Raw genomic sequence first — 12,091 nt, 5'->3', positions numbered from 1 at the left:
TCGGTCGCGAGGGCATCACGACCGTCCGGAGTCCGGCACGGTATGCGGCCCCACCCGGTACTTCCACCGGGTGGGGCCGTTCCGCGTTCCGTTCCCCTTCCCCCCGTTCAGACCCCCTCCGCGCCGGGTTCCTCGGCCTTCCGCAGCGGCAGCGGCCGGGCCGGCTCCAGCGCCGGATCGTCCACCGCGAAGGTCCGCACCCGCCCCGGCCCGCTCCACGGCGTCTCGAACCGCACGGTCACCCGCCCGACCCCGCTGCCCTGCACCCAGCCGGGCCCCAACTCGGCGTGGTGGACGTCCTGTCCCGGCATCCAGCGGCGCACCACCGGTTCCTCCGGCTCCTCCTCGGCCACCGCCGCCTCGGCCGCCTCGGCGTGCTCCGCCGCCTCCTCCCGCAGCGCCTGCGCGAACAGGTCCTCCTGGGTGTAGTCGGCCAGTTGGGCCACGCCCACCCCCAGCAGCCGGACCCCGCCGGTGATGTCCACCTGCTCGGCGAGGCGCCGCGCCGTCGAGGTGATCACCGCCTCGTCGTCGGTCGGCCCGCCCAGGGTCTCCGAGCGGGTCAGCGTCGAGAAGTCGAACCGCCGGACCTTGAGCACCACCGTCCGGCCCGAGCGCCCGGCCGCCCGCAGCCGCCGCACGCAGCGGCCGGCCAGCGACTCCACCTCGCGCAGCACCCGGTCCCGGTCGGCCAGGTCCACCTCGTAGGTGTCCTCCACCGAGACCGACTTGGCGTCCTGGTCGGCCACCACCGGCCGCTCGTCCAGGCCTGTCGACATCTGGAAGATCCCGGCGCCGTGCGCCCGCCCGAGCAGCTGGACGAGCTCCGCCTCCCCCGCGTCCGCCAGGTCGGCCACCGTGCTCAGGCCGGCCCGCCGCAGCACCTGCTCGGTGGCCGGCCCGATCCCGGGCAGCGCCCGGACCGGCATCGGGCCGAGCACCGCCCGCTCCTGCCCCGGCTCGATCAGCACCAGCCCGTCCGGCTTGGCCTGCTCGGAGGCGATCTTCGCCATCAGCTTGGAGCCCGCCGCCCCGACCGAGCCGGTCAGCCCGGTGCGCCGCTGGATGTCCGCCCGCAGGTCCTCCGCCAGGGCGAGCACCAGCCGCTCCCCGGTCTCGTGGTCCGCCTCCGCCAGCACCGGGCCGTAGGGACCGGCCTCCAGGTCGACGAAGGCCTCGTCCAGGCTCAGCGGCTGCACCAACGGCGACAGCTCGCGCAGCAGCCCCATCACGATCTCGCTGTTCTGCCGGTACGCCTCGAAGCGCCCGGTCAGGAAGGCCGCGTTCGGGCACAGCCGGCGCGCCTGCGCCATCGGCATCGCCGAGTGCACCCCGAACCTCCGCGCCTCGTACGAGGCCGTGGAGACCACCCCGCGCCCGCCCAGCCCGCCAACGATCACCGGCTTCCCGCGCAGGCTGGGCTTGGCCGCCTGCTCCACCGCCGCGAAGAAGGCGTCCATGTCGAGGTGGATGATGCTCGGCAGAGATCGCACCCGCCGATCATCGCGCACGGGTCCGACAGTGCGTACGAACCCGGCCGACGCCCCGCCCCGCCCTACTGCTTCGCGGCCTCCGCCAGCGCCTTCGGGATGCCGTCCTCCTTGGGGCCGAGGAACACCGGATCCGGCCGCAGCCAGACGTTGACGGCCGCCTTGCCCGCCCCGGCGACCTCCCGCAGCCCGCCGTACAGCCAGGTGGTGTCGTGCGGCTCCGGCACGCCGACCGCGTACGAGCGGATCCCCGCCGCCTCGCACAGCGCCAGCGCCCGCCGGACGTGGAAGTCCTGGCTGACCAGCACCGCGCGGTCCACCCCGAAGATCCGGTGCGCCCGGGTGCAGGAGTTCCAGGTGTCGAAGCCCGCGTAGTCCCGGACCACCCGGTCCCCCGGGACCCCGTGCTCGGTCAGGTACCGGTACATCGCGTCCGGCTCGTCGTACTCGGTCCGCCCGTTGTCCCCGGTCACCAGGATCGCCTTCACCTTGCCCTCCCGGTAGAGGTCCAGCGCCGCCACCAGCCGGTGCTCCAGGTACGGCGACGGCCTGCCCTGGTCCAGCCCGGCGCCGAAGACCACCGCCACCGGCGCCGACGGCGCGCTCTCCACCGTGCCCACCCGGTCCCCCGCCTCGAGCCACAGCCAGGCACTCGGCGCCAGCGCCAACGAGCACAGCAGCGTCGTCACCTGGAACACCCTGCGCTGCGTCCGGCGCTCCCGCAGTCGCGCCCGCAGCCCCCCGGCCCGGCGCCGCAGCAACTCCGATATCCCGGTGCCAGCCTCCACGTGCCCCTCCCTTGATCGCTTCACCAGGCAACACGACGGGGCCGTGGCCCGGAACGGTTCCCCGTTCCGGGCCACGGCCCCGTCGAAACGACCGCTCGGTCAGACCGCCCGGTTGCGCCGCTGCGCCAGCTCGTCCGCCGGATCGTTCCCCACCAGCGTCTCGCCGGTGTCGGTCCGCTCCGCGTGCAGCCGCCCGAGGGTCAGCTCCAGCTCCTGCCAGACCGCTCCCACCGCGATGCCGAACACCCCCTGACCACCCTTCAGCAGATCGACCACCTGCTGCGGCGTGGTGCACTCGTACACCGTCGCACCGTCACACATCAGCGTCAGCCCGGTCAGGTCGGCCTGCTCGGCGGACTGCAGATGGGCTACGGCCACCCGGATGTTCTGCAGCGAGACGCCCGCGTCGAGCAGCCGCTTCACGATCTTGAGCAGCAGGACGTCGCGGAAGCTGTAGAGCCGCTGACTGGTCGCCGGGTACGCGGTCCGGACGCTGGGTTCCAAGAGCCCGGTGCGGGCCCAGTAGTCCAACTGGCGGTAGGTGATGCCGGCCGCCGCACAGGCCGTCGGGCCGCGGAAACCGAGCAGTTCGGACGTCGGGGCCAGCCGCTCGATCGCGGGCTGGCCCGGCTGGACGGCCGGGAACCTGCTCATCCTGGGCAGGTCCGATACGGTGCGAGCGGTGCGCGGCATGTGCACGGCGCACAGGCCTCCCACGGCCGCCTCATCGCCGGTGCTGCTCATGCCTACCTCCGTCCGCTCGTGCTGCGGGCAACCCGACTGCGGGCATCGGCCACCCGGACAGCCACTCCTGACGGTAGGCAGTCCCCTATGACCCGTCAACGATCGCCACGCCGGGTCAGACAAACCACGTCACTCAGGAGAGTGGTTTTTCGTGCCCCCAGTGTGGGTAGATGGACGGTTTTTGGCAAAACGGCGCGCTAAAAGGCTGACCGAACCGTCCGCACTACTGCGGACCGCCACCGCCGAAGTCCTCGGGCGACACCTGGTCGAGGAACTCGCGGAACTTCTCGACCTCGTCCTCCTGCTCGTCCGGGATCGCGATGCCCGCCTCGGCGAGCACCTCCTCGCTCCCGTAGATCGGCGTGCCGGTGCGCAGGGCCAGCGCTATCGCGTCGGACGGCCGGGCACTCACCTCGACCCCGCCGGCGAACACCAGCTCGGCGTAGAACACACCCTCCCGCAGGTCGGTGATCCGGACCTCGGTGAGCTGCTGGCCGAGCGCTTCCAGGACGTCCTTGAACAGGTCGTGCGTCAGCGGGCGCACCGGAGTCATGCCCTGCTGGGCGAAGGCGATCGCGGTCGCCTCGCCGGGGCCGATCCAGATCGGCAGGTATCGATCTCCCCCGACCTCCCGCAACAGCACGATCGGCTGGTTGGAAGGCATCTCCACTCGGACACCCACGACGTCGAGCTCATTCACACAGGCAACCCTATGGCTCCGACCCCGGATATGAAAGCGCAGGGCCGACGCCGCTGGTCAGCGCGGTGCACCGGTCGCGCCGCGGACGCTCCGGGGGCCCTTCAACGGGTGCGCAGCCCGGCCTGGACCATGGCGGCGTGCAGCCGTACGGACAGCGTCGCCAGCTCCCGCGCGGTGGCCTCCGCGTGCGCCCGGGTCTGCGGGTTCCGGTGCCGCCGCAGCGGCGCCACCACCTGCTCCACCAGCGCGATCTCGCGGTCCGCCGCCGCCTTCATGGCCCTCAGGTGCCGCGGTTCCAGTCCGTACCGGCCGAGCTCGGCGACCAGCCGGGCCACCTGGAGCGCCTCCCCGTCGTACCCGCCGTCCGGGCCCGGCGCGACCAGCCCGTACGACTCCCACTCGGCCAGCTCCTGTTCACCGGCCTCGGCCGCGGCCAGCAGCTCGGCCCGCCCCAGGCGGACCCCGGAGGCGATGTCGGCCGAGGCCACCATTTCGCGGTCGGCCTCCTCCAGCGGGCCGGGCCGGGTGTCGGCCGCGGGCGGCAGCGCGGGCGGGGCCTCTCCGCGCTCGATCGCGTCCAGGTGTTCGCGGATCACCCGCAGCGGCAGGTAGTGGTCCCGCTGCATCCGCAGCACGTACGCCAGCCGCTCGACGTCGGACGGGCTGAACTTGCGGTACCCCGAGGGGGTGCGCTGCGGCTCGACCAGCCCCTCCGCCTCCAGGAAACGGATCTTGGAGATGGTCACTTCGGGGAAGTCGTCCCGCAGGAAGGCCAGCACCGCGCCGATGCTCAGCAGTTCGTCACCGCCGCGCCGCCGCCCGGCGGGCCGGTCCGGCTGTCTGGGACCCGCGACCACCCCGCGCCCGCCCCGGTCCGCCTGCGGACCGGAGGATGACGCAGGGTTGGCCGCCCCGAGAGAAGAGGAAGGGGTATTCGTATTCACTCGGGCTCCCGCCGATGTTGGTTTCAGTACCCCCGGTTGTGGCCGGCGAAGAACACCAGCCGGTACTTCCCGATCTGCACCTCGTCGCCGTTGTTCAGCGGCACCTCATCGATCCGCTCCCGGTTGACGTAGGTGCCGTTCAGGCTGCCCACGTCGGCGACGCTGAAGCCGGCCGTGGTGCGGCGGAACTCCACGTGGCGCCGGGAGACAGTGACGTCGTCCAGGAAGATGTCACCCTGCGGGTGACGACCCGCCGTGGTGACGTCCGAGTCCAGCAGGAACCGGCTGCCCGAGTTCGGGCCGCGCTGGACGATCAGCAGGGCCGAACCCGGCGGCAGCGCGTCGATCGCCGACAGGACCTCGGCCGACAGGGCCGGAGTGGTACCGGTGCCCGTCGTGGCGGAGGGGTCGTAGGACTCCAGGCCGGAGATCGAGATGGTCGACGTGGTCTCCGCCGCCCCCTCGGGCAGCAGGCCGCCTCGCAGCGCGGTGCCGCAGTTGGAACAGAAGCGGGCCGCGGCCGGGTTCTGGTTGCCGCACCTGGGGCACGGAGTGGGGCCAGCCATGTTCACAGCCTCCTGGCGCGGCACACCCGACGGGTTGTGCCCGGCGTACGGGTCCGGTGCGAACCCTCCACCAGAGCTTGAGGGTCCTGACGGGAAACCTATGCGCGGGTCGCCGGAGGGGTCAACCGACGCGCCGTAGCCCGCCGGATTCCCGGCGTACTGGGCGGCGCCGTCCCGGTACAGCTGCTGTCCGGCGTAGGTCCCGGCCTCGGGAGCGGTACGCATGCCCGGCACCGCGGGCTCGTCCTCCGCCCGGCGGTGCCGCGCGGTCGGCGCCTCGACGGCGGCGGCGTCACGGCCCTTGTTGCGACCGAACAACTTCGAGAAGAAACTCACGGGCGAATCCCCTTGCGTGTGACAGACCCGCCCGCGGGGCAGGGTGAGAACCTCGGACAGGCTGCGGGCCCGGTTGCTGCCCGGGCCCGCTGGAGTGGTACTCCGACGGTTGTTGCTGCGGTTGGTGCTACGGAGCGTACTGGTGCGAACCAGTCTCTCCCACGCGACGACGGCGCCCCGCACCGGGTGCCGCCCGCCCTTGACGGGCCGTTCGCCGAGCGCCCCGTCACTTCGAAGCCGGCTTGGCGTACTGCGGCGACTTCAAGTCCACGAGGGCGTCGACGACCACCTTCTGCTGCTCGGTGATCGTCGCCCGCGCCTGGTGGCTCTCAAGGGTACGGACGACGCCTCCCGGGATGTTCAGCGCGGGCGTCAGATCCTGCGGGTTCCCCACGACGGTGAACCGGTACGGTGGCGAGACCTTCTTCCCGTCGATCTGCACCCCACCGCCCGACAGGTCGGTGAAGTAGGTGTTGACCACCACGCGCACATCGTTGATCTGAATCGCCTCCGCCCCCGCCGCTCGAAGTTCCTGCAAGGTGTCCAGCAGCATATCTGCCTTCACCAGCCCTTGGGGATCGTCGACCGTGAGTACGATGCCCGGGCCTGTGGCTTTGACCGTACCGGCCAGCACGCCCAGTTCCGTCATCTTCTTCCTGGTCTGCTCCTGGGCCTCCTTGGCCTGGTTGGAGCTGTTCTCCAACTTGCCCAGGGACTGCTCGAGCTCCGCCTTCTCCTGCTGGAGACGCTGCTGACGACTGTCCAGTTCGTCGAGGATCCGGACCAGGTCCTCCTGCCGGGCTCCGCGCAGCTGGTTGTGGTGGTCGTTGGTCGAACGCACCTGGATTGCCAGCGCCAGGCCGAGCGAGAACAGCAGCAGGGCCACCACCAGTTGCCCGCGCGACAGCCGCGGCGGCCACAGTGCCGCCTGCAGCCGCCGCCGACCGGCGTTCCGGTCCACGCCGGGCCGCTCCTCGGCGGCCTCCGGCTCGGCGGGCTCCGGCGGTTCCACGGCCTCGGCCGGCTCCTGCTCGAGCTCAGCCGCCTTCACGAGCGATACCGGCGGCTCCGGCTCCTCCGAGGCGACCTCAAGCTCAGCCTCAGCGTCAGGCTCCTCCGGCTCCGCCTCGACCTCGGCTTCAACCGCGGCTCCAGCAGCCTCCTCGACCGACTCGGCCGCCCCCGGCTGCTCCGGCTGCTCCGGCTGTTCCGACTCCTCCGGAACGGACGCCTCGGCCGGCTTCGCCGCGGTCTCATCGACCACCGGCACCGCCGCCTTCTTCCCTTCCTCCTTCGCCGCCTCCTCGCGGCGCGGCTCAGGCCCGGAAGACATGGCGCCGGATCGCGGCCGCGTTGGAGAAGATGCGGATGCCGAGGACGACGACCACACCCGTGGACAACTGCGAGCCGACGCCGAGCTGGTCACCCAGGAAGACGATCAGCGCCGCGACCACCACGTTCGACAGGAACGAGACGATGAAGACCTTGTCGTTGAAGATCCCGTCCAGCATCGCCCGGACGCCGCCGAACACCGCGTCCAGGGCCGCCACCACCGCGATCGGCAGGTAGGGCACGACGGCGTCGGGCACCTCGGGTTGGACGAAGAGGCCGACGACCACCCCGATCACGAGACCCAGTACGGCAATCACGGTCTAGCTGCTCCTGTCCCTGTGGTGGTCTTGGCGGATCCGCCGGTCGGGCGCCGCTTCGCGGTCGGTCCGCCGCTGGTCGCGGACGGTGAAACGGACGCTCCGGGACTCTCCGAGGTTCCCGGGCCACCCGACGGGCTCCCGCTCGGGCCGGTCGTGGAGGCGGCCGACGAGGTGGCCGAGGACGTCGCCATGGGCGAGGGCTCCGGGGTGACCGGCTGGGCGGTCCGCAGCGTCACGCCCACAGCCGCCGGCAGCGTCAGGCTCTTCTGCGCGGAGAGCGTCGACCTGATGCCGTACTTCTCCACCAGCAACCGCAGGTACTGCCCGGCCATGTCGTTCTCGAAGGCGGTGAGGAGCTTCGGCCCGTCCCCGATCGCCTGGATGTTGTACGGCGGCACCAGCGGCCGGTTGTCCACCAGCACCGCCTCGCCCGCCGCGCGGATCGCCGACAGCGCGGTCAGCCGCTGCCCGTTGATCGAGACGGCCTCCGCGCCGGAGCCCCACAGCCCGTTCACCACCAGCTGAAGGTCGCGGTCGCGCAGTCGGCCGCTGTTCGAGAAGCCCTGTCCGGCCCGCGGGTCGACGTTGCCCCCGCTCCCGGTGCCGACGGCGTCCTCCAGGACCAGCTTCACCCCGGGCCCGGTGACCTCTCCCAGCCCCACCTGGTCGGTCAGACCGGCCGCCCCGCCGTCCCCGGAGGCGAGCGCCTGCTGGGTGTCGTCGACCTTGCGCCGCAGGTCCTGGACCTCCTTCTGGAGGTGGTCCGCCGAGCCGTTGCTGTCGTTGATCCGGTGGATCAGCGCGTCCCGCTCCTTGGCCAGCGTCGGCTCCGCCTTGTGCGCGTTCACCGCGCCGACCGTCACCACCGCTCCGACCAGCGCCAGTCCGGCGCCCAGCGTCAGCAGACCCCTCAGGGTCCGGGGTATCCGGCTGTCGTGGTCACCGCCCCGGGCCGCGGCCGCCTCAGCGTAGCCCTCGTCCAGGCTGTGGTCCATCACATTGGTCAGCAGGGACATCGAGGCGTCCGGACGGTTGTACCGTCCGTTCGGGGCACTCGGCGTCGGCGTCGCTGGCATGCGGACCATCGTCCCATGACGGCCGAGGGGCCCGTGCACGGCCCCTGAACTGCACACACGCCGCACACATCGACGGAAAGTGATGGACCGTTCCGAATGATGTGAAAAAGGACAACGGGGCGCGCGGACCACACCGCACGCCCCGCCGTTCAGAGGGCTGCTCCGCTCAGGCCGTCACCGCCCCGCGCCCTCGACCACGGCCGCCCACTCGTCCAGCAGCGCCTCGGTCGCCTCGTCGTCCGGGCCCTCGGCCCACAGGTGGGTGACCGCCTCGGCCGGGTCCGGCAGGACCAGCGTCCAGCGCCCGTCCGCCTCGACCACCCGCACGCCGTCCGTGGTGTCCAGCCGTCGGCTTCCGGCCGCCTCCACCACCGAGCGCATCACCATGCCCTTCGCCGCCCACGGCGTCGCGATGTCCCGGCGCCGGATGTGCGCCTGCGGGATCCGCGCGTCGATCTGGCTCAGCGTGAGCTGGGTCCGGGCCACCAGGCCGACCAGTCGCACGAAGGCCGCGGCACCGTCCAGCACGCCGCTGAACTCGGGCACCACGAACCCGCCACGTCCGTCCCCGCCGAACACCGTGCCCTCGGCGGAGGCCGCCTTCGCGAGGTCGTCCGGCGTCGTCGTGGTCCAGATGACCTGCGTGCCGTGGTAGGCGGCGACCTGCTCGGCGATCCGGGTCGTGGTCACCGGCAGTGCCACCTGACCGCTGCGGCGCTCGGCCGCGACCAGGTCCAGCAGCACCAGCAGCGCCCGGTCGTCGTCGATCACCCGGCCGAGCTCGTCCACGAACGCGACCCGCTCGCCGACCGGGTCGAACCGGACGCCGAAGGCCGCCCGCGAGGAGGCCACCAGCTCGCCGAGCCTGGCCAGCCCGGCCCGCCGGGTCTCCGCGTCCTCGGTCGGCCGCGCCTCGTCCAGGCCGGTGGAGACGGTGAGCGCTTCCACCCCGAGCCGGCCGAGGATGCTGGGCAGGACCAGCCCGGCACTGCCGTGGGCGGTGTCCACCACCACCTTCAGCCCGGCCTCCCGGACCCCGGTGATGTCGACCGTCCGAAGCAGGTTGCCCGCGTAGGAGTCGAACACGCTGGACGGGAAGGTCAGGTCCCCGATCTCACCCGGGAAGGCCCTCCGGTACTCCTGGCGCGCGTAGACCCGGTCGAGCTTGCGCTGCCCGGCCTGGGACAGGTCCGCCCCGCGCTCGTCGAAGAAGAGGACGTCCAGCGAGTCCGGCACCCCCGGCGTGGTCCGCAGGAAGATCCCTCCGGCACTCCCCCGTGCGGTGTGCTGCCGGGCCACCGGCATCGGCACGTTCTCCAGGTCGCGGACGTCAATCGCGGAGGTCTGCAGCGCCGAGATCATCGCCCGTTTGAGCGCACGCGCACCACGCGAGTGGTCACGCGCAATGGTGACGGTCGCGCCCTTCTTCAGCGTCGTGGCGTAGGCACCGGCCAGCCGGACGGCCAGCTCCGGGGTGATCTCGACGTTCAGGATGCCGGAGACGCCCCGGACACCGAAGAGGTGTTCCTGGCCGCGCGACTCCCAGATCACCGAGGTGTTGACCACGGCGCCGGCCTCGATGGTCTTGAACGGGTAGACCCGGACGTTGGCGCCGATGATCGACTCCTCGCCGACCAGGCACTCGTCCCCGATCACCGCGCCGTCCTCGATCCGCGCGGCCCGCATCACATCGGTGTTCTTGCCCACCACACAGCCCCGCAGATTGCTCTGCGGGCCGATGTAGACGTTGTCGTGCACCACCGCCTTGTGCAGGAACGCACCGCGCTTGACCACCACGTTGCTGCCGAGCACGGTGTGCTCACGGATCTCGACGCCGGCCTCGACCTTGGCGTAGTCCCCGATGTACAGCGGCCCGCGGAGCACGGCCTCCGGGTCCACCTCCGCGCCCTCGGCCACCCAGACGCCCGGCGAGATCTCGAAGCCCTCCAGCTCGACGTCGACCTTGCCCTCCAGGACGTCCGCCTGGGCCTTGCCATAGCTCTCGTGGGTGCCCACGTCCTCCCAGTAGCCCTCGGCGACGTATCCGTAGACCCGCTTGCCCTCCTTCAGGAGCTGGGGGAAGACGTCGCTCGACCAGTCGACGGACTCACCCGCCGCGACGTAGTCGAAGACCTCGGGCTCCATCACGTAGATGCCCGTGTTCACGGTGTCGGAGAAGACCTGCCCCCAGGTCGGCTTCTCCAGGAAACGCTCGACGCGCCCCTCCTCGTCCGTGATCGTGATACCGAACTCCAGCGGGTTCGGCACCCTGGTGAGACAGACCGTGACCAGTGCGTTCTTACTACGGTGAAACTCGATCAGTTCAGAGAGATCGAAATCGGTCAGCGCGTCACCGGAGATCACCAGAAAGGAATCGTCCTTGAGCGCGTCTTCGGCGTTCTTGACACTCCCCGCAGTGCCGAGTGGCGTCTCTTCATGGGCATAGGTGAGATGCATGCCCAGTTCCTCACCGTCACCGAAGTAGTTCTTGACGAGAGACGCCAGGAACTGGACGGTGACGACGGTGTCCGAGAGGCCGTGCCGCTTCAACAGCCGAAGCACGTGCTCCATGATCGGCATATTGGCGACCGGAAGCAGCGGCTTCGGCATGCTGGAGGTCATCGGGCGGAGTCGGGTACCCTCGCCCCCTGCCATGACTACGGCTTTCATTACGGGTGCGTCCTCCTTCGCGGTGGTGGACCAACAGGTCCATCAAACCGTTCCAGAGGGTTCTCTACCCGGAAGGTCTCGTCCGACGCACCGGGACGGCGTGGGACTTCTCTCAGATCACGTCTCAGGTTGTGGACGCCGAGCCCGCAGCGGCACCCTTGATGATCTGCCGCGCCTGAACCGCGTAAAGAATCGCCGACCACCAGTACAGCGTGGTCCCCCACCAGATGAAGGCCCAGCTCACCACCTCGGCCGGCCGCGCGATCCAGCTGTCGATACCGCCGAGCAGCAGAAGCGGAAACGCGTACATCAGGTTGAAAGTCGCGGCCTTCCCAAGAAAGCTCGTCTGCAACGGCCCGTAACCGTGCCGGTTCAGCATGGGCAGCAGTGACGCGATAAAGACTTCCCGGGCCAGCAGAATCGCCGTCACCCACCATGGCAGGAACTCACGCCACGTCAATCCGACCAGCGTGGACAGCACATAGAGCCGGTCGGCCAGAGGGTCCAGCAGCTGCCCCACCCGACTGATCTGCCCCCACCGCCTGGCAAGCTTTCCGTCGAGGTAGTCACTGACCCCGCTGAGCGCGAGGATCAGCAGCGCCCAACCGTCGTTCTTGGGCCCGCCGAATGCGGGCCACAGGATGAGCCAGAGAAAGAGCGGAACGCCGACCAGCCGGCCCATGCTCAGCAGGTTGGGGATGGTGAGGACGCGATCGGTCTGGACCCGCGTCTCCTGGACCTCCACCCGGGGGCCCTCCTGTCCTGTGTCACGACAATGCCTGTTGACCTTACAACAGAGAAGCCCCCGTCCGGTTCACCCGGCGGGGGCTTCTCTCGAAGAATTGTTCGGCGGCGTCCTACTCTCCCACAGGGTCCCCCCTGCAGTACCATCGGCGCTGTGAGGCTTAGCTTCCGGGTTCGGAATGTAACCGGGCGTTTCCCTCACGCTATGACCACCGAAACACTATGAAACTGTCGACCCGCCGACAGGGCGGTCGTTGTTTCAGAACAACACAGTGGACGCGAGCAACTGAGGACAAGCCCTCGGCCTATTAGTACCGGTCAACTCCACCCCTCACAGGGCTTCCATATCCGGCCTATCAACCCAGTCGTCTACTGGGAGCC

General features: G+C 70.6%; 11 protein-coding genes and 2 rRNA genes. All 13 read right to left on the bottom strand.

Annotation, left to right across the window (positions count from 1 at the left end; translation table 11 throughout):
• Window positions 1-107 precede the first annotated feature (107 nt).
• Entirely contained in the window at window positions 108-1,493 is a 1,386-nt protein-coding gene (locus tag ACH4J0_RS16205; RefSeq protein WP_396240486.1) for a DNA polymerase IV, read from the bottom strand.
• Window positions 1,494-1,555: 62 nt separating this feature from the next.
• The gene (locus tag ACH4J0_RS16200) at window positions 1,556-2,278 is read right to left on the bottom strand and encodes a vancomycin high temperature exclusion protein (RefSeq protein ID WP_396240484.1); all 723 of its coding nucleotides are present in this window, start codon (window positions 2,276-2,278) and stop codon (window positions 1,556-1,558) included.
• A gap of 99 nt (window positions 2,279-2,377) precedes the next feature.
• Window positions 2,378-3,022, bottom strand: a complete 645-nt coding sequence (locus tag ACH4J0_RS16195; RefSeq protein WP_396240482.1) for a MerR family transcriptional regulator — start codon at window positions 3,020-3,022, stop codon at window positions 2,378-2,380.
• A gap of 223 nt (window positions 3,023-3,245) precedes the next feature.
• The gene (locus ACH4J0_RS16190) at window positions 3,246-3,722 is read right to left on the bottom strand and encodes a bifunctional nuclease family protein (protein WP_030062493.1); all 477 of its coding nucleotides are present in this window, start codon (window positions 3,720-3,722) and stop codon (window positions 3,246-3,248) included.
• Between the two features lie 101 nt (window positions 3,723-3,823).
• Complete coding sequence (locus tag ACH4J0_RS16185; RefSeq protein WP_396240938.1) at window positions 3,824-4,516, bottom strand: MerR family transcriptional regulator; 693 nt, start codon at window positions 4,514-4,516, stop codon at window positions 3,824-3,826.
• A 173-nt stretch (window positions 4,517-4,689) separates the two neighbouring features.
• Window positions 4,690-5,568: an FHA domain-containing protein gene (locus tag ACH4J0_RS16180; protein ID WP_396240479.1), complete on the bottom strand. Its 879-nt coding sequence runs from the start codon at window positions 5,566-5,568 to the stop codon at window positions 4,690-4,692.
• 226 nt (window positions 5,569-5,794) lie between these two features.
• Window positions 5,795-6,901 carry a DUF881 domain-containing protein gene (locus ACH4J0_RS16175; RefSeq protein WP_396240477.1) on the bottom strand — a complete coding sequence of 369 codons (1,107 nt, stop codon included), beginning with the start codon at window positions 6,899-6,901 and terminating at the stop codon, window positions 5,795-5,797.
• Window positions 6,885-7,217, bottom strand: coding sequence for a small basic family protein (locus tag ACH4J0_RS16170; protein ID WP_030062488.1), 333 nt, complete (start codon window positions 7,215-7,217; stop codon window positions 6,885-6,887). The genes ACH4J0_RS16175 and ACH4J0_RS16170 overlap by 17 nt, the downstream gene beginning before the upstream one ends.
• Window positions 7,214-8,296 (bottom strand): DUF881 domain-containing protein, encoded by a 1,083-nt coding sequence (locus ACH4J0_RS16165; RefSeq protein WP_396240475.1) that lies wholly within the window; start codon window positions 8,294-8,296, stop codon window positions 7,214-7,216. The genes ACH4J0_RS16170 and ACH4J0_RS16165 overlap by 4 nt, the downstream gene beginning before the upstream one ends.
• A gap of 174 nt (window positions 8,297-8,470) precedes the next feature.
• Window positions 8,471-10,966, bottom strand: coding sequence for a sugar phosphate nucleotidyltransferase (locus tag ACH4J0_RS16160; protein ID WP_396240473.1), 2,496 nt, complete (start codon window positions 10,964-10,966; stop codon window positions 8,471-8,473).
• 124 nt (window positions 10,967-11,090) lie between these two features.
• A complete protein-coding gene (locus ACH4J0_RS16155) occupies window positions 11,091-11,711 on the bottom strand; it encodes a CDP-alcohol phosphatidyltransferase family protein (protein WP_396240471.1) in 621 nt (206 codons plus the stop codon).
• Window positions 11,712-11,810: 99 nt separating this feature from the next.
• Window positions 11,811-11,927, bottom strand: a 5S ribosomal RNA gene (gene rrf, locus ACH4J0_RS16150).
• 71 nt (window positions 11,928-11,998) lie between these two features.
• Window positions 11,999-12,091 (bottom strand): 23S ribosomal RNA (locus ACH4J0_RS16145); the annotation flags it as partial.

The organism is Kitasatospora sp. NPDC017646 (genome assembly GCF_044329365.1).
Lineage (GTDB): Bacteria > Actinomycetota > Actinomycetes > Streptomycetales > Streptomycetaceae > Kitasatospora.
Note: the sequence above shows the minus strand (reverse complement) of the source record. Positions and strands in the feature narration are given on the sequence as shown.